A 25,750-nucleotide genomic window follows, 5' to 3' on the forward strand; every position below is an offset into this window, starting at 1 on the left:
TTGTCTTCAGGAATGTCGCACCCGGTAAGGTGCGCCTCCATCTTACCGCCCGAACTTCCGGAGAACTTGCGCCAGCTCAACCCGAGACCGCCCTCACATCCACCGCGCAGTACTTGAGTTCCGCAATCTTGCCCACCGGGTCCAGTGCAGGATTGGTGAGCAGGTTGGCCGCCGCTTCGGCATAGGCGAAAGGAATGAAGACGGCGTTCAGCGGCATGGCGTCGTCGACCCGCACCGCCAGCACCACCTGACCTCTTCGCGACCGCACGCGTGCCAGCGCGCCAGCGCTCAGACCCAGACGCCGGACCGTGGCCGGGTTCAGGCTGACCACCGGGCCAGGTTCCAGCGCGTCGAGCACCTCGCTGCGCCGCGTCATGCTGCCGGTGTGCCAGTGCTCGAGCTGGCGGCCAGTGATGAGCACCAGGGGGAATTCGCCATCGGGCACCTCGGCTGGCGGCACGACGCCCGCGCCCACCAGGCGCGCGCGGCCACTGTCGGTGGGGAAACCGTCGGTGAACACCACCGGGTGGCCCGGGTCTTCCTCGCTGGCCACGGGGTAGGTCACCGCGCCCTCGCGTTGCAGCCTGGCCCACGACAAGCCCGCGATGCTGGGCATGAGCGCACGCATTTCTTCGAACACCGCGCCGATGCCCGAGGATGCGTCTTGGCTGGCCGAGCCGTCGGCCGCCACATCGTAGCGCCAGCCCAGACCGAGGCGGCGCGCCAGTTGCTCTGTGATCCAGGCATCGGCGCGAGCTTCGCCAGGTGCGGGCACGGCCTTGCGGCCCAGCTGCACGCAGCGATCGGTGTTGGTGACGCTCCCGGTCTTCTCGGGCCAGGCGGTGGCGGGCAGCACCACGTCGGCCAGGCTGGCGGTCTCGGTGAGGAAGATGTCCTGCACGACCAGATGATCCATCCCCGCGAGGGCCTCGCGCGCGTGCGTCGCATCCGGATCGCTCATGGCAGGGTTCTCGCCCTGGATCAGCATGGCGCGAATCTCGCGCCGATGCGCGGCGTCAATGATTTCCACCACCGTCAGGCCGGCCTCGCCGATCAGCGTGCCAGGAGCAAGGTTCCACAAGCGCTCGGCCTTCTCACGCGCCTGGCGGTCGCTCACCTTCTGGTAATCCGGCAACACCATGGGGATCAGCCCCGCGTCGCTGGCCCCTTGCACGTTGTTCTGCCCGCGCAGCGGATGCAAGCCGGTGCCAGGGCGGCCAATCTGGCCGGTGATGAGCGAGAGGGCAATCAGGCAGCGCGCATTGTCGGTGCCGTGGGTGTGCTGACTGATGCCCATGCCCCACAGGATCATGCTGTTCTTCGCGCTCGCGTAGGCACGGGCCACCTCGCGCAGCGTGGCGGCGTCGATGCCGCAGACCGGCGCCATGGCCTCAGGCGAAAAATCGGCCAGGTGCGCCTTGAGCTGCGCGAAGTCCAGCGTGTGCGTCTCGATGTAGGCTGGATCGGTGAGCCCCTCGAACACGATGGTGTGCAGCAGCGCGTTCAGCAGGGCGACATCGCTGCCCGGCGAAAAGCCGAGGTGCTTCCAGGCGTGGCGCGCCAGCTCGGTGCGGCGTGGATCGGCCAGCACCAGTCGCATGCCGCGCCGCGTCGCGTTCTTGATCCAGCTCGCCCCCACCGGATGGTTCTGCGCCGGGTTGGCACCGATCAGCAAGACGAAGTCTGCATGCTGCACGTCGCGCAACGGATTGGTGACCACTGCCGATCCCAGGCCTTCCATGAGTGCCGCCACGCTCGACGCATGGCACAGGCGCGTGCAATGGTCCACGTTGTGCGTGGCGAACGCGGTGCGGATCAGCTTCTGGAACAGGTAAGCCTCTTCGTTGGTGCCCTTGGCCGAGCCAAAGCCCGCCACTGGGCTCAGGCGGCCGCGCGCGCTGGTGCTCGCCATGGCGCGGCGAAACCCGGCAGCAGCCACATCGAGCGCCTCGTCCCAACTGGCTTCGCGGAACAGCTCGCGCCAGTCCCGGTGCTCGATCGCACGCGGGTCCTTGGGCGCATCGGCACGGCGGATCAACGGGCGCGTGAGCCGCTCGGGATTGTGCGCGTAGTCGAAGCCAAAGCGGCCCTTGACGCACAGCCGCCCTTCGTTGGCGGGCCCAGCCTTGCCTTCAACGTGGTCGATCCTTCCATCGCTCACGTGGTAGGTGAGCTGGCAACCGACGCCGCAATAGGGGCAGACCGAGTCCACCCGCTGCTGCGCGGGACGCTGGTATGAGCCGTTGGCTGGCGCAATGGCGCCCGTCGGACAGGCCTGTACACATTCGCCGCAGGCCACGCAGGTGCTCGCTCCCAGTGGATCGTTCTGGTCAAACACGATCTGCGCGTGTCCCCCGCGAAACGCCAGGCCCAGCACATCGTTGCCCTGCGTTTCACGGCAGGCGCGGATGCAGCGCGTGCACTGGATGCAGGCGTCGAGGCGGACGGTCATGGCCGGATGCGATGTGTCAGCACCCCACCCTTCGCCCTGAGCCGATAGCCGTTCGCCCTGAGCCAATAGACGTTCGGGCTGAGCCCTTATCCCTTCGGGCTGAGCCGATAGCCGTTCAGACTGAGCCGATAGCCGTTCGGGCTGAGCCGATAGCCGTTCGGGCTGAGCTTGTCGAAGCCCCCTCTTCCGATCATCCTGAGCTTGTCGAAGGACAGGCTCAGGGTGAACGGAAGGCATGGTGCGCGCAGGAAAACGTCCAGTCCTCGCATCCGCCAACCGAGCCCAGTGGTCCAGCTCGCTATCGAACTTGAGCTCGCTGGTGGCTGGCGCGTCGGACAACAGCAGCTCCAGCACCGTCTTGCGCGCCGCGCTCGCGCGCGAGCTGTCGACCTGCACCGCCATGCCAGGCGATGGGGAGCGGCAGCACGATGGCGCGAGCACGCGCTCGCCTTCGATCTCCACCACACAGGCGCGGCAGTTGCCGGGGCTGCGCAGGCCGTCCATGTGGCAAAGGTGTGGAATCGAAACGCCCACACGTTGCGCGGCTTTCAGGATGCTCTCGCCGGGCGCGGCCTCCACCGTGCGGCCGTCGAGCGTGAAGATGATCGGCGTGGCGCCACTGGGCAGGTCGTCGGTCTTCATTTCGCACCCCTTTCAGCGACCTCGTGCGCGAAGAAACGCAACACACTGTCCACCGGGTTGGGCGCGGCCTGCCCCAGGCCGCAGATGCTCGCGTCGCGCATGACCTGGGAGAGTTCGCCCAGCAAGGGTGCGTCCCACACCGACTCCTGCATGAGCTGCACCGCTTTGGTGGTGCCCGAGCGGCAGGGCGTGCACTGGCCGCAGGACTCGTGTTCGAAGAAACGCATGAGGTTGAGCGCGGCGCCACGCGCCGTGTCGTGCTGGCTCAGCACCACCACCGCCATGGAACCGATGAAGCTGCCGTGCTCGGCCAGGGTATCGAAGTCCAGCGGCACATCAGCCAGCGACGCGGGCAGGATACCGCCCGAAGCACCGCCCGGCAGGTAGGCGTACAGCGTGTGGCCTTCGGCCATGCCGCCAGCATGTTCGTCCACGAGTTCGCGCAAGGTGATGCCCGCCGGCGCCAGGTACACACCGGGCTTGCGGACACGGCCAGAAACCGAGAAGCGCCGCAGTCCGTGGCGTCCGCGCAGGCCCTGGCTCGACAGCCAGTCACCCCCGCGCGCCAGGATTTCGGGCAACCACCAGAGCGTCTCGGGGTTGTGCGCCAAGGTGGGTCGACCAAAGACGCCGTGCAGCGCGACGATGGGCGGCTTGAGGCGCGGCAGGCCGCGCTTGCCCTCCACCGATTCGATCAGCGCGGATTCCTCGCCGCAGATGTATGCGCCCGCGCCGCGGCGCAACTCGATGACCGGCGGCGTGTAGCCCGGGTGCTCCGCCGCCAGCCAGCGCAGCGTGGCATCGAGACGCCGGAGTTCGCTGGCCAGCAGCTCGCGCACGTCGTGGTACTCGTCGCGCAGGTAGATCCAGGCACGTTCCACGCCCACCACGTGCGCCGCAATGAGCAGGCCCTCGAGCACCTGCGGCGCGCCGGCCTGCGCGCTGACGAGCACCTGCCAATCCTTGAAGGTGCCGACCTCGCCTTCGTCGATGTTCACCACCATGTTTCGCGGGCCGGGCTGCGCGCGCACGGTTTCCCACTTGCGCCAGGCCGGAAAGCCCGCACCGCCCAGGCCGCGCAGGTTCGAGGACTTGAGTTCGGACAGCACGCGTTCGGCGTCGATCTCGCCCGCAAGAAGGCGCCGCAGCTGCTGGAGCCCGGACGGTGCGGGTGCGGGCGACGTGCGCGGCGTGGTCTCGCCACCCGCGAGCAGTGCCTGTACTCGCGACACGCTGGCCTGTGGCAACTGCCGCTGGCCCACGCAAGCTGCCGGCGCCACATGGCACTGGCCAATGCACGGCGCCTCCTGCACACGCACGTTCGCATCTCGCGCCAGCGCAGTCTGCAGATCGGCCAGCAGGGATTCGCCACCGGCCATGGCGCAAGACAGGCTGGTGCACACGCGCACCACGGTCGCGGGCACCGGCGTCTCGTCGGCGACGATGTCGAAGTGGTGGTAGAAGCTCGCGACCTCGAACACCTCCACCTGGCTCAGGCGCAGCCGCTCGGCCAGCGCGGCCAGGTGGCCATGGCGCAACGCGCCCTCGCCGTCCTGCAATCGGTGCAGGTGTTCGATCAGCAGATCGGGGCGCGGCTGGAGTCCCGCGCAAAACACCTCGACCCGCGCCCGCGCCTCGGGCTGCACCTGGCGGCCCTTGGGCGTGTGGCGCGGGCGACCTCGTCCCTGGCGGGCGTCGAGCGGGCGAATCGGGATCACGGTATTCATGGTTTCAGCGTAGCACCGTATGCAGGCAACGAATATGTTCGCCTTTGCATAAACTCAGGCTTTCCTTCCCTCTCACGACCACGCGCCACCATGTTGCGAATCACCCTGGAGCCCCGCTGGCGCCTCAGCCTGGAAGGCGGCGCGGCGCTCGACGCCAACACCCTGCTCGGACTGCTCGCCACGGTGGAGAGCTCGGGCAGTATTTCGCAGGCTGGCCGCGAGCTCGGCCTGTCTTACCGCCATGCCTGGGGCCTGCTGCAACAGGCCGAACGGTTGTTCGGCCAGCCTCTGCTGGTGCGCGGACGCGGTCGCGGCTCGGCACTGACCGAGCTGGGCCAGAAACTCATCTGGGCCGACGCACGCATTGGTGCGCGCCTGCAACCCCTGCTGGAATCACTGGCCTCGGAACTCGAAGGTGAACTGGGTCGAGTGCAGCGACGCCGACGCGCGGTGCCGCGCCTGCATGCCAGCCACGGATTTGCCGTGGCGGCGCTGCGAGAGCAACTGGCGGCACGCCAGGTGCCGGTGGAGCTGCGCTACCGCAACAGCCTGGAAGCGGTGGCCGCGCTGGCGCAGGGCGACTGCGAGCTGGCGGGTTTCCACGTGCCGCTGGGCGAGTTCGAAGGGTCGGCGGCTCGCCGTTACCTGGCCTGGCTCAAGCGCGACCAGCATCTGCTGGTGCAGCTCGCGGTGCGCACACAGGGCCTGTTCGTCGCGCCCGGCAATCCGCTCGACCTGCATGGCTTGGCGGATCTTCGGTGCAAGGGCCTGCGCTTCGTGAACCGGCCCGAAGGCTCGGGCACGCGGGTGCTGACCGAACTGCTGCTCCAGCGCGAAGGCATTGCACCGCGCGCCGTCGCCGGCTACGACAACACCGAACTGACGCACGCCGCCGTGGCCGCCTATGTGGCCAGCGGCATGGCCGACGTGGGCATCGGCGTGCAGACGGCGGCGCACCGCTTCGGCCTGCACTTCATTCCCCTGCTCAAGGAACGCTACTTCTTCGCATTGCCGGCGGATGCGCTGGAGCGCGTGGAACTGCGACCGGTGCTCAACGTGCTGCGCTCACCCGCCTTTCGCGCTCGTGTGGCGGCGCTCAAAGGCTATGAGGCGGCTCACACAGGGCGGGTGATGGCCTTGGCGGACGCCTTCAGCCAGGATCGTTAAGTGGGCCTGCGCACACCTTCAGGCCGACTCGCCACGGCGTCCCAGTGCTCGCCGAACCAGGCGTCGCCGTCGAGATAAGCGCGCATCATGGGCAACGCGTCCTGGCCCCAGAACACGCGCCCGTCCACCACCAGGGCCGGCACGCCGAAAAGGCCGAGCGCGAGCGCTTCGTCGGTGTTGGCGCGCAGGCGCTGCTTCACCGTATCGCTCTCGGGCGCCAACCAGGGCCGCTCTCGTCGGGTCATGTGGTCCTGCAGCAGGGCCTGCAGGGCGGCCAGGCGTGGCGGATCCGAGGCGTCGAGCCCGCTGCGCCAGACGTGGTGGAACAGTTGTTCGGTGACGTATCGGCTGGTCTCGCCCGGCGCCTCGTCACTGGCGCAGGCCATGCCCAGGCGCAGCAAGGGCAGCGGGTTGAACGGATGGGTCGCCGGCAGGGCCAGCGGCACGCCGTGGTGGTGGCCCAGCCAGGCCACCTGGCGGTAGGTCCAGTCGCGTTTGGCCGGAATCTCGGCGGGCCCGAGCTGGCCGTGGGCCTTGAGCAGCGCGGCGAACAGCACCGGCTTGTAGTGCACCAGCACGCTGAGGCCCATCAGCGTTTCGGGCAGGCGCTCGAACGCCAGGTAGGCGTAGGGCGAAATGGGATCGTAGAAGAAACGGATGTCGCGCAGGGTAGAGGCCATGTTCGCTCCGGCACTCAGACGGCGAGGTCCTGGCGCGCCTCGATGCGCTGCCACACCACCAGCTTGTCGGCATCGCCGGCGCGGCTCCATTGGGCGATTTCCTCCAGCGTGCGAAAGCAGCCCTGGCACCAGCCGGTGGCGGCGTCCATCTTGCAGATCGAGATGCAGGGCGAGGGCACGCCGGGCGCGAGGCCGGTGCGTCGGCGCGCGGCCTTGAGGGTGACGACGGGAGCTGGGATCATGAGGTGGATCGTGATGGTCAGGCGGCGACAGTGACGTCGCACACAGGCGCAGAGGTGAGTGACTGCAAGGCCTGCGGCGTCAGGCGGAACACGGCGTGGGGATGGCCGGCAGCGGCCCAGATTTCGGTGAAGCGGAACAGGCGCTCGTCGATCAACGTGACTGGCGGCGAGCGATGCGCGAGCGGCGAAACCCCACCAATGGAAAAGCCGGTGCGGCCCTTGACGAAGTCTGCATCGGCCCGGCCGAGCTTGTGGCCCTCGGCACAAACCAGGGCCTGCACTTTCTTTTCGTCCACGCGCAGGTCGCCCGAGGTCACCACCAGCACCGCCACCTCGTCGCCCTTGCGGCGGAACACGATGCTCTTGGCGATCTGGCCCAGCGCCACGCCCAGGGCATCTGCCGCCTGCTGCGCGGTGCGCGCAGCGTCGTCGAGCATCACGGGCGCATTGGGATGGCCCGCATCCTGCAGCGCGCGGGCCACCCGTTGCACGGGTTCGGGCAGGGCATGGAGTTCGGCGCCGCACATGCTCAGACCGCCCGCTTGACCAGAAGCAGACTCGCGCCCATCGCCATGAGCACGCCGCCAAACACGCGGTTCTGCGCGCGACGCGCCCGCGCGGTGGCCAGCCAACGCTGCATGCGCGAAGCGAGGTAGGCGTAGCCGTGCATGACGATCAGGTCCACCACGATGGTGGTGGTGAGCAGGATCAGCAGTTGCAGCCAGAGAGGGCGCGCAGGGTCGAGAAATTGAGGCAGCACAGCCACCATGAAAACGATGCCCTTGGGGTTGGTGACGTTGGTGAAGAACCCGGTCGCAAAGCGCTCGCGCGCAGACGGCACACCCACATGCACGGCCTGCTCGAGGCCAGGGGCCAGCGCGTCGGGCACGCGTGAGCGCCACTGTTTCCAGCCCAGCCAGATGAGGTAGCCCGCGCCCGCGAACTTCACCACCGTGAAGGCCGTGGCCGAGGCCAGCAGCAGCGCACCGACCCCCACGCCTGCGACCAGCAGGATGACCGTGAGGCCCAGTTGCAACCCGGCGATGGTGGCGCCGGTCTGCTTCACCCCGTAGGCCAGGCCGTGCGTCATCGACAGCACCGCGCCCGACCCCGGCGAGAGCGCGATGGCCCAAGAAGCCACGAAATAAGCCATCCAGACTTGCAGGTCCATGGGTTCCCTGGCTTCAGCCGGCCCGCTTGGCCAGCAGCGCGCGCGCCACGCGCGAACCCGTGGGCCGGCCCAGTTGTTCGCTGATGTAGGCCCCGGCGTCCACCAGCGCATCCAGCTCGATGCCGGTGTCGATGCCCATGCCGTGCAGGAGGTAGACCACGTCCTCGGTGGCCACGTTGCCGGTGGCGCCCTTGGCGTACGGGCAGCCGCCAAGGCCGGCCACGGAAGACTGGTAGTTCCAGACCCCCATCTCCAGCGCCGCCAGGGTGTTCGACAGCGCCTGGCCGTAGGTGTCGTGGAAATGGCCCGACACCTCATCGACACCAAAATGCTTCAGCGTGGCTTCGATCGCGGCCTGGACCTTGCGCGGCGTGCCGACGCCGATCGTATCGGCCACGTCCACCCGCTGCACGCCAATGCCCTTCATCAAACCGGCGAGGTACCCCACCCGCTCCGGTGCGATGTCGCCTTCGTAGGGGCATCCCACGGTGCAGCTCATGGCGCCGCGCACCGCCACGCCAGCATCGCGCGCCGCCTGCACCACCGGAGCGAAACGCTCGATGCTCTCGGCGATGGAGCAGTTGATGTTTTTCTGGCTGAAGGCCTCGCTGGCCGCGCCGAACACCACGATCTCGTCGGGCCGGTCGAGCACGGCGGCGTCAAAGCCCTTGAGGTTGGGCGTGAGAACCGAGTAACGAACGCCGCTCTGACGACGGATGCCACCCATCACCTCGTGGTTGTCGGCCATCTGTGGCACCCATTTGGGGCTCACGTAACTGGTGACTTCGATTTCACGCAGGCCCGCGGCCTGCAAGCGGTGGACCAGCTCGATCTTGATGGCAGCCGGCACGGGTTGCTTTTCGTTCTGCAAGCCGTCGCGCGGGCCGACCTCGACGAGTTTGACGCGGGAGGGGAGCTTCATGGTGTTGTCTCTACATGCCGGAGGCAGAAAGGGTAACGCATCGGCGGCCACTATGATCCGGCGCATGACCGATGACCGCGCCACGATCCTGAGAAAGGCACTGCAGTTGCAGCCCCATCCCGAGGGGGGGCATTTTCGCGAACTGTTCCGCTCCGCCCAGGCCGTGCAGCCGCAGGATGGCCGCCCGACCCGAAGCGCACTGACCAGCATTGACTTCCTGCTGGAAGCGGGCCAGTTTTCGGCCTGGCACCGCGTGGCCTCGGACGAGGCCTGGCACCTGCTCGAAGGCGGCCCACTGCGCTTGTGGCTGCTGCCACCGAACCTCTCCCGCATCGAGCAGGTCGACCTCGCTCCCGTGGACGGCGCTGGCTGCGCACCGCGCCATGTGGTGCCGGCGAACTGGTGGCAAGCCGCCGAACCGCTCGGCGCCCTGGCGTATGTCGGCGCCACCGTCGGTCCAGGCTTTGAATTCGCCGACTTCCGCTTTGGCCGCGACGATGCGGCGTTGTGCGCTGCATTGCAACGCCTCCCTGGCGCGCTCGGCCGCCTGTTGTAGACCGGCCATCAGTACCCGCGCACCGGATCCACCACACCGGCGATGGGTTCACCACGCTCCATCGCCTGAATCTTTCCGGCGATCTGGGCAATGCTTTCCTCGCGCAGCGTGCGCGCCGACGTGTGGGGCGTAAGGACAATCTTCGGCTGCCCCCAGAAAGCATGCTCCCTGGGCAGCGGCTCGGTGCGGAACACGTCGAGCGTGGCGCCGGCCAGATGGCCGCTGTCCAGCAGCGCGAGGAGGTCCTCGTCCACCAGGTGCGCACCACGGGCCACGTTGATCAGATAGCCGCCCCGCTGCAGCCGCGAAAGCGTGTGGCGATTGAGAATGTCGCGGGTGTCGGGGGTGAGCGGCAACAGGTTGACCAGCACGCGGCAGGCGTTCAGAAAACCATCGAACTCCGCAACGCCCACATGCCCATGAACGCCTTCCACCACTCTGGCACTGCGGCTCCAGCCGTGCACCGGAAATTCGAACTGGCGCAGGGCGCGAGCGACACGTTCGCCCAGCACGCCCAGGCCCATGACGCCCACCGGAAACTCGGCTCGCGACCTCGGCTTGCGAAACGACCAGCGGCCTTCGGCCATGTCGGCCTCGTAGCCATCGAACTCGCGGAAGTGCCGGATCACCGCATGGCAGACGTATTCGGCCATCTGTACCGACATGCCGGCATCGTCCAGCCGAACGACTTTCGTGTCGGGTGGCAACTTCAGCCGCAGCAAGGCGTCCACGCCCGCGCCGATGTTGAACAGGCCGCGCAGGCCGGGCTGTTCGTCCAGGAACTGCTGGGGTGGCGACCACACCACGGCGTGGTCGGCCTGCGCGTCACCGGGGTGCCATTCGCTCACCGTGGCCCCGGGTAGTGCGTTGCGCAAGCCCTCCAGCCAGGGTTCAGGCCGCGTGTCGGCGCAGCAGAAGGTGATGTGCATGCTGCTGTCTCAGGGCAGGTTCAAGGCGCCATCACGCCATGGCCAGCTTGAGAAGTTCGGCGCCCTCGCTCACCTGGTCGCCCGGCGCGTAGAGCAATTCGGCCACGGTGCCATCCACGGGCGCCGCAATAGTGTGCTCCATCTTCATGGCTTCCATCACCGCCAGCGCCTGGCCCTTCTTCACCACGTCGCCGGCCTGGACGGAGAACGACACCACCTTGCCCGGCATGGGCGCGGTCAGGCGCCCGCCTTCGGCCGCAGCCTCGCCGGCGTGAGCCAGCGCGTCGATTTCCACGATCTGGGTGGCGCCCAGGGCGCAGAACACGTACACGTTCTCGTCGACCTGCCAGGTCTGCACGGTCTGGCGCTGTCCGTTGAAGCGCAGGTCCATGCGCGTGCCGGTTTCGACCGGGAGCGCTTCGAAGTCCAACAGGCTGCTCACGTCGCCGACGGCGAGCTGCAGGGCGCCGTCGTGCAGGTAGCTCAGGTGCGCCAGCAGCGATTCACCGTGGTATTCGAAATCGAAGCGGCGCACGGTGATGCCATGCGGCCGCCAGCCGTCGCGGCGCGAAAACGGATCGGCCGTTTCGTGCGAGCGCTCGGACAGCAGGGTCTGCGCCACCGCCGCGGCCACCGCCAGCGGACGGCCCACGGGGTCCTGGTTGAACAGCGCAGTGGCTTCGCGCGGGATCAGTGCGGTGTCCAGTTCGGCTTGCGCAAATGCGCGGCTTCGCACCACGTGGCGCAGGAACTGCACGTTGGTGGACAGGCCAACGATGCGCGTCTCGGCGAGGGCGGTGTCCAGGCGGGCCAGCGCTTCCTGACGTGTTGCACCGTGCACGATCAGCTTCGCGACCATGGAGTCGTAGAAGGGACTGATGGTGTCGCCCTCGCGCACGCCGTCGTCCACCCGGACCTCGCCACGCTCGAACGCGGTGCAGCTCGGCTTGCGGTAGACGGTGAGCGTGCCGGTGGCGGGCAGGAATTGGTTGTCCGGCGTTTCGGCGCAGATGCGCGCTTCAATGGCGTGGCCGTGGATGCGCAACTCGTCCTGCCTGCAGGGCAATGGCTCGCCGCTGGCTACACGCAGCTGCCACTCCACCAAGTCCTGGCCCGTGATGGCTTCGGTCACCGGGTGCTCGACCTGAAGGCGCGTGTTCATCTCCATGAAATAGAAACGCATGGCTTCGGGATGGGCGTAACCTTCCGGTTGCTCGACGATGAACTCCACCGTGCCGGCGCCGACGTAGTTCACCGCTTTCGCGGCGGCCACCGCCGCCGCGCCCATGCGCGCACGCAGTTCGGGTGTCATGCCCGGCGCGGGGGCTTCTTCCAGCACTTTCTGGTGGCGGCGCTGTACGGAGCAGTCGCGCTCGAACAGGTACACGCAGTTGCCCTGCGTGTCGCCAAACACCTGGATCTCGATGTGGCGCGGGCGCTGCACGTATTTCTCGATCAGGACCGCGTCGCTGCCAAAGCTGTTGCGCGCCTCGCGCTGGCAACTGGCGAGCGCGGCGGCAAAGTCTTCGCTCTTTTCCACCACGCGCATGCCTTTGCCACCGCCACCCGCGCTGGCCTTGATGAGTGCGGGGTAGCCGATGCGATCGGCCTCGCGCTGCAGCAAGGCCGGGTCCTGGTCGGCGCCGTGGTAGCCGGGCACCAGCGGCACGCCGGCTTTTTCCATCAGGCGCTTGGACTCGGCCTTCAGGCCCATGGCCTCGATGGCCGACGACGGCGGGCCGATGAAGACCAGGCCGTTCTTCACGCAGGCGTTGGCAAAGGCCTCGTTCTCGCTCAGAAAACCGTAGCCCGGGTGGATGGCCTGCGCGCCGGTGGCCTGTGCGGCCGCGATGATGCGCTCCCATTGCAGGTAGCTGTCCTTCGGCGCGGAGCCGCCAATATGCACCGACTCGTCGCACACCGCCACATGCTTGGCGCTCGCGTCCGCGTCTGAATAGACGGCAACCGTCTTCACACCGAGGCGCCGCGCGGTGGCCGCAACGCGGCAGGCGATTTCGCCGCGGTTCGCAATGAGGATCTTGGTGAACATGGAGATTTCCTAGGCGGTGACGGTGAAGAAGGAGCGTGCGCGCTGGAACACCGCGCGCAGGAACTTGAAGAGCATCCAGGTGGCGATCCACATCAGCACGACGGTGATCGCCAGCAGCACGACGAAGGCCAGGGGATGACTCGTGGCCAGCCAGACGGCGCCGACCACCAGTCCGTCCTCGGCCAGGCTCATGGCCACGTTGGAGAAGGGCTCGGGCGAGCTGTTGATGGCCGCACGCGTGGTGGTCTTGGCGGCCTGGCTGGTGGCGGCCAGCGAGCCACCGAGCAACGCGGCGGCCAGCGCCACCGTGCCGCCGTCGGCACCGAACACGCCTGCCGCCAGCGCGGCGCCGGCCGGGATGCGAACCACGCTGTTGACCATGTCCCAGAGCGAGTCGACCACCGGAATCTTGTCGGCAAAGAACTCGACAAGCAGCATGAACCCGCTGGTGCCGAGCAGCACCGGATGCTGCAGCACCTGAAGTCCGCTGGGCAGATCCATCCAGCCCATTGCGCCGGCGATGCCCACGAGGAACACCACGGCGTACAGGCGAAACCCGCTGGCCCAGCCGAGTGCGCCAGCGAGCGCCAGCAACTCCGGGGTGCCCAGGGTGGAGAACCAGTCGGCCATGGTGGAAGGGCTCAGTCGCCAGGCAGCCAGGCAGGTGTGCGCCTGGTCAGGAACGACTGCAGGCCCTCGCGGCCCTCGTCGCTGGCACGCACATCGGCAATGCGGCGCGCGGTTTCTGCACGCAGCTCGGCGGTGATGGGCACGCCCACCACATCGCGCACCAGCCGCTTGCATTCGCGCGAAGCCCTGGGGCCGTTGGCCACCAGGGTGCGCACGATCTCGGTCACCTTTTCGTCCAGCGCTTCGGCGCTGGTGATTTCATGCACGAAACCCATCGCATGGGCGCGCGCTGCGCCAAAGCGTTCGGCCGTGACCATGTAGCGGCGCGATGCCTGAGCACCCATGGCCCGCGCCACATAGGGGCTGATGGTGGCGGGCAGCAGGCCCAGGCGGGCCTCGGAGAGGCAGAAGGTCGCGCCCTCCACCGCCACCAGCACGTCGCAGATCGCCGCCAGCCCCATGCCGCCGGCATAACAGTCGCCCTGGATGCGGCCGACCACCGGCACCGGACACTGGTCCAGCGTCCACAGCATGTCGGCCAGCTTCTGGGCGTCAGCGCGGTTCTGGTCCCAGTCGTAGCCGGCCATCGCTTTCATCCAGTTCAGGTCGGCGCCGGCACAGAAAGCCTTGCCGTGCGCACCGAGCACGACCGCGCGCAGGTCTTCGTCCTTCGACAGCGTCTCGAAGGTCGCGGTCAGCGCGGCGATCACGTCGTCATTGAAGGCGTTTCGCACCTCCGGTCGGTTGAGCCACACGTGCGCCACATGGGGCGTGGGGCGGGATACGTCGATCACGTCACTCATGTTCAGTACCTCTTGGCCACTTCTTCCAGCATGACTTCGGTCGCTCCACCGCCAATGGCGAGCACGCGAGCGTCGCGCCACAGGCGTTCGATGGCGGTCTCCCGGATGAAGCCCATGCCGCCGTGGAACTGCTGGCAGGTCTGCACCACCTCGTTCACCAGTTCGCCCGTGAGCGCCTTGAGCATGGAGACCTCCTGCACGATGTCGTGGCCCTGTGTCACGCTCCAGGCGCAGTGGTACATGAACTGGCGCGCCGCGCGAACCTTGGCGTCCAGCATCGAGATGCGCTGACGAATGGTCTGTTTGTCCCACAGCGTGGCACCGAAGGCCTGCCGCTGGCGCACGTAGTCCAGCGTCAGCTGCAGGGCCTGGGTGCAGTGGCCGATGGCCATGGCCCCCAGCGCAATGCGCTCGGTCTGGAAGTTCTTCATCACGGAATAGAAACCCTTGCCCACCTCGCCCAGCACGTTCTCCTGAGGAATGCGCACGTTGTCGAGGATGAGTTCGGCGGTGTCGCTGGAGAGCCAGCCGGTCTTCTTGAGCGCACGTCCCACCGAGAAGCCCGGCGTGCCCTTCTCGACGATGAACATCGTCATGTCGTGGCGTGCGCTGCCCGTCTTGGCAGCAACGAAGTACAGGTCGGCGTGCACGCCGTTGGTGATGAACATCTTGGTGCCGTTGAGCACCCAATGGTCTCCATCCTGGCGAGCCGAGGTGCGGATGCCCGCCACGTCGGAACCCGCGCCAGGTTCGGTGATGCCCACGGCGGTGATCATCTCGCCCGCGGTCACCTTCTTCAGGTACTTCGCCTTCTGCGCCGCATTGCCTGCGTGATGCAGGTGCGGGCCCGCCATGTCGGTGTGCACCAGCACCGTGATGATGAAACCCGCGAAGGTGGATTGTGAGAGTGCCTCCGCAAACACCAGGTTGGTCATGGCGTCGGCGTCGCCACCGCCGTACTCGCTCTCGAAGGCCACGCCCAGCAGGCCGGCCTGGCCCATGCGGCGCAACACATCGCGCGGCACCATGCCGGTCTCTTCCCATGCGGCGGCGTGGGGTTCCACTTCGCGTGCAAGGAAGCGCGCCACCTGCTCGCGCAGGAGTTCGTGGTCGGGGTTGTCGTAGATCGTTCGGGTCATGTCCGTTCCAGATGCGGTCGCGGCGGCTACATCCGGAAGACACCGAATTTCGGTTCGCCGATGGGCGTATTGAGTGCGGCCGAGAGGGCCAGGCCGAGCACGCGGCGCGTGTCGGCAGGGTCGATCACGCCATCGTCCCAGAGCCGTGCGCTCGAGTAATAAGGGTGCGACTGGTGGGCGAACTGATCGAGCACCGGTTGCTTGAACTTCGTCTCTTCTTCGGCGCTCCAGCTGCCTCCTTTGGCCTCGATGGCGTCGCGCTTGACGGTGGCCAGCACGCCGGCCGCCTGCTCGCCGCCCATGACGCAGATGCGCGCGTTGGGCCACATCCAGAGAAAGCGTGGGCTGTAGGCACGGCCGCACATGCCGTAGTTGCCAGCGCCATAGCTGCCGCCAATGATGACCGTGTACTTGGGCACCTGCGCGGTGGCCACGGCCGTGACCATCTTGGCGCCGTGTCGGGCAATGCCTTCGCTCTCGTACTTCTTGCCCACCATGAAGCCGGTGATGTTCTGCAGGAACAGCAGCGGCACCTTGCGCTGGCAGCACAGCTCGATGAAGTGCGCGCCTTTTTGTGCGCTCTCGGAGAACAGCACCCCGTTGTTGGCGACGATGCCGATGGGCATGCCCTCGATGTGCGCGAAGCCGCAAACCAGGGTGGCGCCGTAGCGCGCCTTGAATTCGTGAAACTCGCTGCCGTCGACGATGCGAGCGATGATTTCCCGCACGTCGTAGGGCTTGCGCGTGTCGACCGGGATCACGCCATAGATCTCGTTCGGGTCGTAGAGCGGCGCACGCGGCTCGCGCAGCGCCTGCGTGGCGACCTTGCGGCGGTTGAGGGTGGCCACGGCCTGGCGCGCCAGCGCCAGTGCGTGCGCGTCGTTCTGCGCCAGGTGATCGGCCACGCCTGAAAGACGGGTGTGCACGTCGCCTCCACCCAGGTCTTCGGCGCTCACGATCTCGCCAATGGCCGCCTTCACCAGTGGAGGACCTCCGAGAAAAATGGTGCCCTGGTTCTTGACGATGATGGTCTCGTCGCTCATGGCTGGAACGTAGGCACCGCCGGCAGTGCACGAACCCATCACCACGGCGATCTGCGCGATGCCGTTGGCCGACATGTTCGCCTGGTTGTAGAAGATGCGACCGAAGTGGTCCCGATCGGGGAACACATCGTCCTGGTTCGGCAGGTTGGCACCGCCCGAGTCCACCAGGTAGATGCACATCAGGTTGTTCTGCAGCGCCACCTCTTGCGCTCGCAGGTGCTTCTTGACCGTCATGGGGTAGTAGGTGCCGCCCTTCACGGTGGCGTCGTTGCAGACGATCATGCAGTCCACACCGCTCACGCGGCCGATGCCGGTGATCACCCCGGCGCAAGGCGCGCTGTCGGTGCCGTCGCGATCGGGGTACATGTTCAGGGCAGCGATCGGACTCAGTTCCAGGAATGGCGTGCCGGGGTCCAGAAGCATTTGCACGCGGTCACGAGGCAGCAGCTTGCCGCGCGCCGTGTGCTTGGCGCGGGCGGCTTCGCCACCACCCGATGCGGCTTTGGCCACCTGGACCTTGAGGTCGTCCACCACCGCTTTCATGGCCTGGGCATTGGCCTGGAAGTCGGCAGAACGGGCGTTGAGTTGTGTCTCCAGGATCGACATGGTGGCATCCGTGGTTGTTTTCGGGGATTGTGGAGGATAGACAGCGCCGCAGCGCCTTGTCGGCCAAGCAGGTTGCATATCCTGCCAAATCAAGTGAAACTCCGGCCATGTCCAAGCTGCCCGAAGCCCCCCCGCTCCCGCACGGGCCAGCACTCACGCCCATGGCATTGGTCAGGGCCATGGTGCGCGCCTATGCCTGGCGTGGCCTGGATCCTGCGGCGGCGCTCGCGCTGGCACAAATAGCGACAGAGGAACTGGATGATCCAGCCGCGCGCATCACCGCCGCGCAAATGGAAGTGATTTCCGGTGCCGCCATGCGCGAACTCGACGACGAAGCCCTGGGCTGTTTCGATCGCGCCCTGCCCTGGGGCAGCTACGGCCTGCTCGCACGCGCCTCGCTCTCGTCGCCCACGCTGGGCATCGCCCTGAAACGCTGGTGCAGGCACCACGGCCTGCTCGCCAGCGACCCGCTACCGGTGCTGGAGATCGAGGCGGACGTGGCCCGCATCGCCGTGCGCCTGCAGCGCGATCCCGGCGCCATGACCGAGCTTTGCGTGATCTCCCTGCTGCGCAACATCCACGGCCTGGCCTGCTGGTATGTGGACTCGCGCATCCCGCTGCAGGGCGCACAGTTCCCCTACCCGCCGCCGCCGCACGTGGACGCGTATCCCCTGCTCTTTGACGGGCCCTCGCGCTTCGGCGCCACGGACGCTGCCATCCACTTTGATGCGCGGTACCTCGACTTGCCGGTGCGGCGCGACGAGGTGGCCATGACGCAACTGCTGCAACGCGCGCTGCCACTCACCGTGCGCTCGTTCCGGCGCGACCGTCTGCTGGTGCAGCGTGTGCGTCAGGTGCTGGCCACGCAACCGCTGGACGCGCACAACGCGGAAGACCTCGCCGCGCAGCTCAACGTCTCGGCCCGCACGCTGCACCGCCAGCTGAAGGAAGAAGGCGCCTCGCTGCAAGCATTGAAAGACGAGGTGCGGCGCCAGCGCGCCACCGAGCTGCTGCTGCGCACCAGGCGTCCGATCAAGCAGGTGGCACAGGCGGCGGGGTTTCAGAACGAGAAGAGCTTCATCCGGGCGTTCAAGGCCTGGACAGGGCGGTCACCGGGCGATTGGCGCAGCGAACAGGCGCTGTAGTTCTTCCATGCGATGGAACACGCGGTGCATGCCCATGCCCTCGAACGCACGCCCGTGCCCGTCGGGGCAGTAACCCCACACGGTGGCGCCCGCCGCCAGGCCCGCCTGCGCGCCGGTGGCCGTGTCTTCAATCACCAGACAGCGCGCCGGGTCCACGCCCAGGTGCGCAGCGGCGGCCAGGTACACGTCCGGCGCGGGCTTGGAGCGGGGCTGGTCGTGGCCGCTGAAAATGCGGTCGCCGAAAAATGGCAGCAGGCCCACATGGTCGAGCTGCATCACCACCTTGGGCCGGTCGGCGCCGGACGCGCAGGCGATGCGGCCTTCGACGTGGCGGTGGATGGCGGTCACGGCTTCCACCGCGCCCTGCACCGCCTTGAGTTCGGCCAGCAGCCGGGCATTGCGCCGTGCGTAGAAGGCCTGCATCCACGCCTCGGTGAGGGCCTGCCCGGTTTCGGCCTCGATGCGGGCGCGCTCGTCGCGCACCGCCTTGCCGATGAAGATCTGCATGCACTCGGCTTGCGTGATGGCCCAGCCGCTCTCATTGAGCACCTCTCGCAACACGCCGTTGGTGATGGGTTCGCTGTCCACCAGCACACCGTCGCAATCGAACAAAACGGCTTCAAACATGTTTGCCTTCAGTTGAGGATGTCGCCATCCACATAAAACCAACACCCCTGCTCGCGCACGAACCGGCTGCGCTCGTGCAGGCGCTGGCCGCGCCCCTGGGTGCGGGAGCGGGCCACGAACTCGACCTCGGCGTGATCTGCATCGACCGGTGTGTGGCGCTTCACCTCCAGTCCCAGCCATTTCGTGCCAGCATCCACCTCCAGCGCGAGCGGGCGCCGGCTGGGGTGCCAGGTGGCCAGCAGATGCGCGGTGTCGCCACGCACAAAGGCGGTGTAGCGCGAGCGCATCAGCGCTTCGGCGTCGGGCACGGGCCTGCCGGTGCCCAGGTAGCGTCCGCAACAGGCTTCGAAAGCCCGGGCCAGACCACAGGGGCACGCGTCCTTCATCCGGCTGGCTTCTTCAACCGGCGCTGTTCCAGCGTTTCCACCGGCGCGCCGGCTTTCACCCAGTCGGTGAAGCCGCCAGCGATGTGCGCCACGTTGCGCATGCCCATGTCCTGCAGGGCCTTGGTGGCCAACGCGCTGCGCCAGCCCGCGCCGCAGAACAGCACGAACTCCTTGTTTTCGTCCGCAAAGGCGGGCTTGAAATAGGGCGAATCCGGGTCAACCCAGAATTCAAGCATGCCGCGTGGCGCGTGCAGAGCGCCTGGAGCCGAACCCTCGCGCTCGAGCTCGCGCGGATCGCGGATGTCCACCAGCTGCAGTTGTGGGTCGCCGGCCTGCAAACGGGCCTGAATCTGGGCCACGTTGTAGGTGGTGATCTGTGCGCTGGCCTCGTCCACGAGCGCGCGGAATCCTTTGATGATGGGCATGGGTGACTCCTCTCATGGCAATTATCGGCGCCTCAACCGGCAGGAGAACCTGGCGCGGCAAGCGGGTACATTGACCGCATGCCAACTCAGCAGGACTTCGCATGACGCCCGACCAGGTCACCGTGTTGCTCATCCTCGGCATGGTCGTCGGCCTGTTCCTGTGGGGCAGGTGGCGACACGATGTCGTGGCCGTCAGTGCCCTGGTGGCGTGCGTGTGGTCGGGACTGGTCACGCCCGAGAATGCGTTCAGCGGATTTGGACACCCGGCCGTGGTCACGGTGGCCTGCATGCTGATCATGAGCAAGGCACTGCAGGTCTCGGGCGCCGTCGAAGTCCTGGCCCGCCATGCCCTGCCGCCCAAGGCGGGGCTGGTGTTCAGCCTGGCTGCGCTGACGGGCTTGGGCGCCCTGCTGTCGGGCTTCATGAACAACGTCGGCGCCATGGCGCTGTTGATGCCGATCGCGCTCAAGGTGTCCACCCGTTTGTCCATTCCTCCAGGCCGAATGCTCATGCCACTGGCCTTCGGCACCATCCTGGGCGGCATGACAACGCTGATCGGCACACCCCCCAACCTGATCGTCGCAGGATTTCGGGCCGGCATGGCAGACGCCAGGGGCCCGTTTGCCATGTTCGATTTCGCGGCCATCGGCGTGCCCGTGGCCGTGCTGGGCGTGCTGTTCATTGCGCTGCTGGGCTGGCGCTTCGTGCCCAAGCGCCAGACTGAGGGCCTGGAGGGCTTCGACACCGGCGCCTACTTGACGGAAGCACGGATTCTGAAGGACGGGGCCTCGGTGGGCAAGACACTGGCCGAGGTGGAGAAGGTGCTGGAGGACGCGGGGGCCCAGGTGGTGGGCCTGGTGCGCCACGAGATGCGGATCAGCGCCCCCAGTCCGCACCGGACGCTGCGCGCCGACGACATCCTGGTGATCGAGGCCGCCGCGGACACCTTGTCCACGGTGCTGTCGACGCTCGGACTGAAGCTGGAGGAGTCCGGACGTCCTTCGGAACGGGAAGAAGAGAAAAAGGAAAAGAACGGCGACCGCGCGGCCGCAGGGACCGAGGCGACGCGCGAAGCGGCTGCCGAGAAGGAGCCGCCGGACGAGGACAAGGCAGACGAGAAGCCGCGAGGCGACGCCGCCGAGATCGTGCTGGTCGAACTGGTCGTGCTGCCCGGACCCATCCTGTCGGGGCGCTCGGCGAGCGACATTTCACTGCGCACCCGCTATGGCCTGAACCTGCTCGCGGTGTCTCGCCAGGGCAACCGGTCGGTCGAACGGCTGCGCTCGATGGCGCTGCGACCTGGCGACATCCTGCTGCTGCAAGGCCCACCCGGCGCCATTGCCGAATTTGCCAGCGACACCGGCTGTGTGCCTCTGGCCGGGCGCGACCTGCAAATCCCGAACAAGCGCAAGGCCATCCAGGCGTCGCTGATCATGTTGCTTGCGGTGGCCGCCGCCGCCCTGGGGCTGATGCCGGCGTCCGTCGCCTTTCTGGCCGGCGCACTGTTCACGCTGCTGCTGCGCGCCCTGCCCTTGCGCCATGTGTACGACGCCATCGACTGGCCCGTCATCATCCTGCTGGGAGCCCTCTTTCCGCTCGCCAATGCCATGCAGTCCACCGGCGCGGCCGACCTGATCGCGCGAGGCCTGATGGAGTGGGTGGCCCAAGGCAACCCTGTCCTCGCGCTGGGCCTGGTGCTGCTGGTGACGATGTTCCTGTCGGACCTGATGAACAACGCGGCCACGGCGGCCGTGATGTGCCCGGTCGCCATCGGCAGCGCCGCAGCACTGGGTGTCAACCCCGACCCGTTCCTGATGGCGGTGGCCATCGGTGCCTCGTGCGCCTTCCTGACGCCGATCGGCCACCAGAACAACACCATGATCCTGGGGCCGGGCGGCTTCCGGTTTGGCGACTACTGGAAGCTGGGCCTGCCGCTGGAGGTGCTGGTGGTGGCAGTCAGCATGCCGTTGTTGCTGGTGGTCTGGCCGCTTTAGCCGGCATCAGGTGCGCGGGGGCTGCCCGGCGCTTCACGCAAGCGCTCCGGAGCGTCGGGCTCTGCGGCCGGGTCGGCGCAGGCATGCCCGGTCTCGACCCACTCGCCCACCACGCAAAGCAGCTCGCGTCCGTTGACGCAGATGGTGGCGCCTTCGGGGTAGGTCTGGTCGCCATAGATGCAGGGTTTCAACAGCCGCCTCCTTTCGTGAGACTCGTCCGCTTATACACGCGAAACAAAACCCTGCCCGGATCGCCAAAATGCCGTGCCTCGGTACACTGCGTGGCCACCACGGAGGATTCCGATGAACGCCCTGACCGCCTTCCCCATCACCCAGAAGTGGCCAGCCACCCACCCCGATCGCCTGCAGCTCTATTCGCTGCCCACGCCCAACGGCGTGAAAGTGTCGATCATGCTGGAGGAAACCGGGTTGCCCTACGAGCCGCACCTGGTGAGTTTCGAGGCCAACGACCAGATGTCGCCAGCCTTTCTCTCGCTCAACCCGAACAACAAGATCCCGGCCATCCTCGACCCCGACGGGCCGGACGGGCGACCGCTGGCGCTGTGGGAATCCGGCGCCATCCTGGTCTACCTGGCGGGCAAGACCGGTAAGTTGCTGCCAGAGGATGTGGCGGCCCGCTACGAAACCCTGCAATGGCTGATGTTCCAGATGGGCGGCGTGGGTCCGATGTTCGGCCAGCTTGGCTTCTTTCACAAGTTCGCCGGCAAGGCGTATGAGGACAAGCGCCCACTCGACCGCTACGTGGGCGAGACCAAGAGGCTGCTGGGCGTGCTGAACCAGCGCATGGAGGGCCGCGAATGGCTCATGGGCGACCACTACACCATTGCCGACATCGCCACCTGGCCCTGGGTGCGCAATCTGGTGGGCTTCTACGGCGCAGGTGAACTCGTGGGATTCCAGAATTTCCCGAACCTCGCGCGCGTGCTCGAAAGCTTCGGCGCACGGCCTGCCGTGCAGCGCGGCCTGAACATCCCGCCGCGCGGGTAGTCCGGAAGAGCCGCGGAACCGGCTGGCGGGGGCCGCAGGCGCCGCACCCTTGGAGGGGTGACGTTCTGAAAGCGCGGCGCTGGGGCGTCTACTTCCTCCAGAAGTGGCCAGTGAACAAAACCAGGACCGCCAGCAGTTCAAGGCGGCCCAGCAGCATCGCGAAAGTCAGCACCCAGATCTGCACGCCGCTCAGCACGCCAAAGTTGCTTGCCGGGCCCACGTCACCCAGGCCGGGGCCGATGTTGTTGACGGTGGCGACGACGGCTGAAAACGCAGTCACGATGTCCAGCCCCGTGAACAGCAGCAACATGGTCAGGCCCATGGTGGCCGCGCCATAGATCAGCATGTAGCCAAGCACCGCCGTCATCACCGAAGCCGGCATGACCCGGCCACCCAGCGTGACGGGGTTGACCACGCGCGGGTGGATGATGCGCACCAGCTCGCGCCGCGCCTGCTTGACCAGCAGCACCATGCGCACCAGCTTGATGCCACCGCCCGTGGAGCCCGCACAGGACACGAAGCAACCAAGGAACATGAGCAGCACCGGCGCAAACACGGGCCATTGCGCGTAGTCGACCGAGGCGTAGCCAGTGGTGGTGGCCACCGATACGACATGGAAGGCACTGGTGCGCAGGGCCTCGGGGAAATCATCCACCACGCCATGCACCGCAAGCAGGATGGCGACGACGACGATGGACACCGCCAGCAGCGCGATGTAGGTCCGGATCTCGCGGTCGTTGGTCAGCGGGCGCAGGGTGCGATGCCGGATCACGATGAAGTACCGCATGAAACTCACGCCGGCCAGCGTCATGAACACCGTGGCCACGGCCTCGATGGTGTGCGAGTCCCAATGGCCGAAGCTCGCATCATGGGAGGAAAATCCGCCCAGGCCCATGGTGGTGCACATGTGCATGAAGGCGTCGGGCCAGCTCATGCCCGCCCAGCGGTAGGCCAGCATGCACGCCACCGAGAACATCACATACACCCCCCAGAGGCCGCGCGCCGTCTCGGCGATGCGTGGGGTGAACTTGGTGTCCTTCATGGGCCCCGGCGTCTCGGCCCGGTAGAGCTGCACGCCGCCCAGGCCGAGCAATGGCAACACCGCCACCACGAGCAACATGATGCCCAGCCCACCCACCAGTTGCAGGAAGCAGCGCCAGATATTCACCGACACGGGCAAGGCATCCAGCCCCGACAACGCCGTGGCGCCCGTGGCCGTGAGCGCGCTCATGGCTTCGAAGTAGGCCTTGGTCCAGGAAATATCGGGCACGGTGAACATCAGCGGCGCCGCCGCGAACGCGGGCAGCAGCGTCCACACGAGGTTCACCAGCAGGAAGCCGTCCTTGGCCTGGAGTTCACGGCGATGTCGGCGTGTGACCTGCCAAAGGGTCAGCCCGCACGTGGTGGTGAAGGCAAAGCCATAGGCCCACACCAGCGCATGGTGCTGTTCATCCAGAGTCCAGGCCCAGGCCAGCGGCACCAGGAAGGCGGGCGAGAACGCCAGCACGATGCGCGAGAAAACGGAAAGAACGGGGAGCAGGCTGTGCAGCACGAGAAGGGTCCCGGCCTCAGCCAAAGAAAGTGGCGCTCACCTGGAACAGCTTTTCCACTTCGCGCACGAGGCGCTTGTTCGGGATGAACATGATGATGTGGTCGTCGGCCTGGATCACGGTGTCGTGGTGCGGCATCAAGACTTCGGACTTGCGGCCTTCCCCGCGCACGATGGCGCCGATTCGGGTGCCCTTGGGCAGCTTGACTTCTTCCACCTTGCGACCCACCAGCTTGCTGGTCTTCACGTCGCCACGGGCAATGCCTTCGAGCGCTTCGGCCGCACCCCGCCGCAGGCTGTGCACCGCCGCCACGTCGCCCCGACGCAGGTGGGTCAGCAGTTCGCCGATGACGGTCTGAGAGGGCGAAATGGCGATGTCGATCGTGCTGCCCTGCATCATGTCGGCGTAGGCGCGGCGGTTGATCAGTGACATCACCCGGTTGGCGCCCATGCGCTTGGCCAGCATGGCCGACATGATGTTGTCCTCGTCGTCGCTGGTGAGTGCGAGGAACATGTCCATCTGCCCCACGTTCTCTTCGAGCAGCAGGTCTTCGTCGGCTCCGTCACCCTGCAGAATGAGCATGCCCGAGGGCAATTGGCTGGCCAGGTATTCGCACCGCTTTTTGTCGCGCTCGATGATCTTCACCTCGCACTGACCCGCCAGCGTGCGTGCCAGCCGCAGGCCCACCTTGCCACCGCCGGCGATCATGATGTGGCGCACCGGCTCGTCGATGTTGTGGATTGCGCCAAGCACATAGCGGATCTTCTGCGTATCCGCCAGCACGAACACCTCGTCGCCCGCGAGGATGCGTGTCTGCTTGGTGGCCTCCATCTCGGTGTCGAGGCGGTACAGCGCCACCACCCGCATTTCGGCCTGGGGAAAGCGATCGCGAAACTCGCCGATCGTGTGGCCAACCAGCGCACCACCGTGCGTGGCACGTATGGCAATGAGGCTGGCCCGGCCATCGGCGAATTCCAGCACCTGCAGAGCCTCCGGGTAGCTGATGAGCTGGTGGATGTAGCGCGTGACCGATTCCTCGGGGCAGATCACGTGATCGACCGCAAAGCCGTTCTTACCGAGCAGCTCGTCGCCTTCGTTGAACTCGGGCGAGCGCAGGCGGGCGATGGTGCTAGGCACATTGAAGATGTCGTGCGCGATCTTGCACACCACCAGGTTGGCCTCGTCGTTGGCGGCGCAGGCAATCACCATGTCGGCGTCCTTGGCGCCGGCCTCGCGCAGCACCGAGGGCTGGATGCCATTGCCCACCACACCGCGCAGGTCGATTCGCTCCTCCAGGCTGCGCAAACGGGCCGGGTCCATGTCGATCACGGTGATGTCGTTCTGCTCGGAGACCAGGCTTTCTGCGACGCTTTCTCCGACGCGACCTGCACCCAGGATGATGATGTTCATGGTGTGGGTATGTTATCTCCCCCCTGCGCCGCTGCGCGGCTTCCCCCCTCTCTGGCGCGCCTTCGGCGCTTGGAGGGGGGACGACAGCTTGGGCCGGCGAAGCCGGACCCTCGCTGTCTCTCGATGCGCGCCCAGCTCTCCGGAGTGGGCTACGTTGTCCAGGGATGCCGTGGAACCGGCTTTGCCGGGCCACAGGCATCGTCCCCTCTCCAAGCACCGAAGGCGCGCCAGAGAGGGGGGACGACAGCTTGGGCCGGCGAAGCCGGAACCTCGCTGTCTCTCGATGAGCGCCCAGCTCTCCGGAGTGGGCTACGTTGTCCAGGGATGCCGTGGAACCGGCTTTGCCGGGCCACAGGCATCGTCCCCTCTCCAAGCACCGAAGGCGCGCCAGAGAGGGGGGTCGACAGCTTGGGCCGGCGAAGCCGGAACCTCGCTGTCTCTCGATG

At 67.1% G+C, this 25,750-nt stretch carries 24 protein-coding genes; 5 read left to right on the plus strand and 19 right to left on the minus strand.

The window, feature by feature from the left end:
• Positions 1-76: 76 nt before the first annotated feature.
• Together AB7F11_RS12700 and AB7F11_RS12705 are read right to left on the minus strand one after the other, a co-directional pair.
• On the minus strand, positions 77-3,094 hold the full coding sequence (locus tag AB7F11_RS12700; RefSeq protein ID WP_428290262.1) for a molybdopterin-dependent oxidoreductase: 3,018 nt from the start codon (positions 3,092-3,094) through the stop codon (positions 77-79).
• Positions 3,091-4,821 (minus strand): NADH-ubiquinone oxidoreductase-F iron-sulfur binding region domain-containing protein, encoded by a 1,731-nt coding sequence (locus AB7F11_RS12705; RefSeq protein WP_428290261.1) that lies wholly within the window; start codon positions 4,819-4,821, stop codon positions 3,091-3,093. The genes AB7F11_RS12700 and AB7F11_RS12705 overlap by 4 nt, the downstream gene beginning before the upstream one ends.
• A gap of 90 nt (positions 4,822-4,911) precedes the next feature.
• Here AB7F11_RS12705 and AB7F11_RS12710 point away from each other — a divergent pair, with 90 nt between their 5' ends.
• A complete protein-coding gene (locus AB7F11_RS12710; RefSeq protein WP_428290260.1) occupies positions 4,912-5,988 on the plus strand; it encodes a substrate-binding domain-containing protein in 1,077 nt (358 codons plus the stop codon).
• Here the strand turns inward: AB7F11_RS12710 and AB7F11_RS12715 are convergent.
• From AB7F11_RS12715 to AB7F11_RS12735, 5 genes are read right to left on the minus strand one after another with little or no spacing between them, the layout of a single operon-like run.
• Positions 5,985-6,656 (minus strand): 2-hydroxychromene-2-carboxylate isomerase, encoded by a 672-nt coding sequence (locus tag AB7F11_RS12715; protein ID WP_428290289.1) that lies wholly within the window; start codon positions 6,654-6,656, stop codon positions 5,985-5,987. The two genes, AB7F11_RS12710 and AB7F11_RS12715, sit on opposite strands and share 4 nt — an antisense overlap.
• Positions 6,657-6,682: 26 nt before the next feature.
• A complete protein-coding gene (locus AB7F11_RS12720; RefSeq protein ID WP_428290259.1) occupies positions 6,683-6,910 on the minus strand; it encodes a DUF1289 domain-containing protein in 228 nt (75 codons plus the stop codon).
• A gap of 17 nt (positions 6,911-6,927) precedes the next feature.
• Complete coding sequence (locus AB7F11_RS12725; protein ID WP_428290258.1) at positions 6,928-7,437, minus strand: YbaK/EbsC family protein; 510 nt, start codon at positions 7,435-7,437, stop codon at positions 6,928-6,930.
• Positions 7,438-7,439: 2 nt separating this feature from the next.
• On the minus strand, positions 7,440-8,081 hold the full coding sequence (gene rhtB, locus AB7F11_RS12730) for a homoserine/homoserine lactone efflux protein (RefSeq protein WP_428290257.1): 642 nt from the start codon (positions 8,079-8,081) through the stop codon (positions 7,440-7,442).
• Between the two features lie 13 nt (positions 8,082-8,094).
• The gene (locus AB7F11_RS12735; RefSeq protein ID WP_428290256.1) at positions 8,095-9,003 is read right to left on the minus strand and encodes a hydroxymethylglutaryl-CoA lyase; all 909 of its coding nucleotides are present in this window, start codon (positions 9,001-9,003) and stop codon (positions 8,095-8,097) included.
• Between the two features lie 64 nt (positions 9,004-9,067).
• Here AB7F11_RS12735 and AB7F11_RS12740 point away from each other — a divergent pair, with 64 nt between their 5' ends.
• Positions 9,068-9,559: a cupin domain-containing protein gene (locus AB7F11_RS12740; protein ID WP_428290255.1), complete on the plus strand. Its 492-nt coding sequence runs from the start codon at positions 9,068-9,070 to the stop codon at positions 9,557-9,559.
• Between the two features lie 8 nt (positions 9,560-9,567).
• Here AB7F11_RS12740 and AB7F11_RS12745 read toward each other — a convergent pair whose 3' ends face one another.
• The 6 genes from AB7F11_RS12745 to AB7F11_RS12770 are packed head-to-tail and all read right to left on the minus strand — an operon-like array spanning position 9,568 to position 16,759.
• The gene (locus AB7F11_RS12745; protein WP_428290254.1) at positions 9,568-10,488 is read right to left on the minus strand and encodes a 2-hydroxyacid dehydrogenase; all 921 of its coding nucleotides are present in this window, start codon (positions 10,486-10,488) and stop codon (positions 9,568-9,570) included.
• Positions 10,489-10,519: 31 nt separating this feature from the next.
• The gene (locus AB7F11_RS12750) at positions 10,520-12,538 is read right to left on the minus strand and encodes an acetyl/propionyl/methylcrotonyl-CoA carboxylase subunit alpha (protein WP_428290253.1); all 2,019 of its coding nucleotides are present in this window, start codon (positions 12,536-12,538) and stop codon (positions 10,520-10,522) included.
• Positions 12,539-12,547: 9 nt separating this feature from the next.
• On the minus strand, positions 12,548-13,168 hold the full coding sequence (locus tag AB7F11_RS12755; protein ID WP_428290252.1) for a DUF4126 domain-containing protein: 621 nt from the start codon (positions 13,166-13,168) through the stop codon (positions 12,548-12,550).
• A gap of 11 nt (positions 13,169-13,179) precedes the next feature.
• Entirely contained in the window at positions 13,180-13,971 is a 792-nt protein-coding gene (locus tag AB7F11_RS12760) for an enoyl-CoA hydratase/isomerase family protein (RefSeq protein WP_428290251.1), read from the minus strand.
• 2 nt (positions 13,972-13,973) lie between these two features.
• The gene (locus AB7F11_RS12765) at positions 13,974-15,110 is read right to left on the minus strand and encodes an acyl-CoA dehydrogenase family protein (protein ID WP_428290250.1); all 1,137 of its coding nucleotides are present in this window, start codon (positions 15,108-15,110) and stop codon (positions 13,974-13,976) included.
• A 26-nt stretch (positions 15,111-15,136) separates the two neighbouring features.
• Positions 15,137-16,759, minus strand: coding sequence for a carboxyl transferase domain-containing protein (locus AB7F11_RS12770; RefSeq protein WP_428290249.1), 1,623 nt, complete (start codon positions 16,757-16,759; stop codon positions 15,137-15,139).
• Between the two features lie 107 nt (positions 16,760-16,866).
• Between AB7F11_RS12770 and AB7F11_RS12775 the strand changes: the two genes are divergently transcribed.
• Positions 16,867-17,904 (plus strand): AraC family transcriptional regulator, encoded by a 1,038-nt coding sequence (locus tag AB7F11_RS12775; RefSeq protein WP_428300019.1) that lies wholly within the window; start codon positions 16,867-16,869, stop codon positions 17,902-17,904.
• Here the strand turns inward: AB7F11_RS12775 and AB7F11_RS12780 are convergent.
• Genes AB7F11_RS12780 through AB7F11_RS12790 form a run of 3 tightly spaced genes read right to left on the minus strand, consistent with a single transcriptional unit; the run spans position 17,869 to position 19,342 of the window.
• Positions 17,869-18,531, minus strand: a complete 663-nt coding sequence (locus AB7F11_RS12780; RefSeq protein ID WP_428290247.1) for an HAD family hydrolase — start codon at positions 18,529-18,531, stop codon at positions 17,869-17,871. The genes AB7F11_RS12775 and AB7F11_RS12780 overlap by 36 nt on opposite strands.
• An 8-nt stretch (positions 18,532-18,539) precedes the next feature.
• Positions 18,540-18,917 (minus strand): YchJ family protein, encoded by a 378-nt coding sequence (locus AB7F11_RS12785; RefSeq protein ID WP_428290246.1) that lies wholly within the window; start codon positions 18,915-18,917, stop codon positions 18,540-18,542.
• A complete protein-coding gene (locus AB7F11_RS12790) occupies positions 18,914-19,342 on the minus strand; it encodes a rhodanese-like domain-containing protein (protein ID WP_428290245.1) in 429 nt (142 codons plus the stop codon). The genes AB7F11_RS12785 and AB7F11_RS12790 overlap by 4 nt, the downstream gene beginning before the upstream one ends.
• 101 nt (positions 19,343-19,443) lie before the next feature.
• On the opposite strand from AB7F11_RS12790, the gene AB7F11_RS12795 reads away from it, so the two are divergent.
• Positions 19,444-21,336, plus strand: a complete 1,893-nt coding sequence (locus AB7F11_RS12795) for an SLC13 family permease (RefSeq protein ID WP_428290244.1) — start codon at positions 19,444-19,446, stop codon at positions 21,334-21,336.
• On the opposite strand, the gene AB7F11_RS12800 is transcribed toward AB7F11_RS12795, so the two are convergent.
• Positions 21,333-21,527: a DUF1496 domain-containing protein gene (locus AB7F11_RS12800; RefSeq protein WP_428290243.1), complete on the minus strand. Its 195-nt coding sequence runs from the start codon at positions 21,525-21,527 to the stop codon at positions 21,333-21,335. The genes AB7F11_RS12795 and AB7F11_RS12800 overlap by 4 nt on opposite strands.
• A gap of 112 nt (positions 21,528-21,639) precedes the next feature.
• On the opposite strand from AB7F11_RS12800, the gene AB7F11_RS12805 reads away from it, so the two are divergent.
• Positions 21,640-22,344: a glutathione S-transferase N-terminal domain-containing protein gene (locus AB7F11_RS12805; protein ID WP_428290242.1), complete on the plus strand. Its 705-nt coding sequence runs from the start codon at positions 21,640-21,642 to the stop codon at positions 22,342-22,344.
• An 88-nt stretch (positions 22,345-22,432) separates the two neighbouring features.
• Here the strand turns inward: AB7F11_RS12805 and AB7F11_RS12810 are convergent, their stop codons facing one another.
• Both AB7F11_RS12810 and trkA read right to left on the minus strand, forming a co-directional pair.
• Positions 22,433-23,893 (minus strand): TrkH family potassium uptake protein, encoded by a 1,461-nt coding sequence (locus tag AB7F11_RS12810; protein WP_428290288.1) that lies wholly within the window; start codon positions 23,891-23,893, stop codon positions 22,433-22,435.
• 19 nt (positions 23,894-23,912) lie between these two features.
• Complete coding sequence (gene trkA, locus AB7F11_RS12815) at positions 23,913-25,304, minus strand: Trk system potassium transporter TrkA (protein WP_428290241.1); 1,392 nt, start codon at positions 25,302-25,304, stop codon at positions 23,913-23,915.
• Between the last annotated feature and the right edge of the window lie 446 nt (positions 25,305-25,750).

Source organism: Hydrogenophaga sp. (assembly GCF_050250835.1).
Classification (GTDB): domain Bacteria; phylum Pseudomonadota; class Gammaproteobacteria; order Burkholderiales; family Burkholderiaceae_C; genus Hydrogenophaga.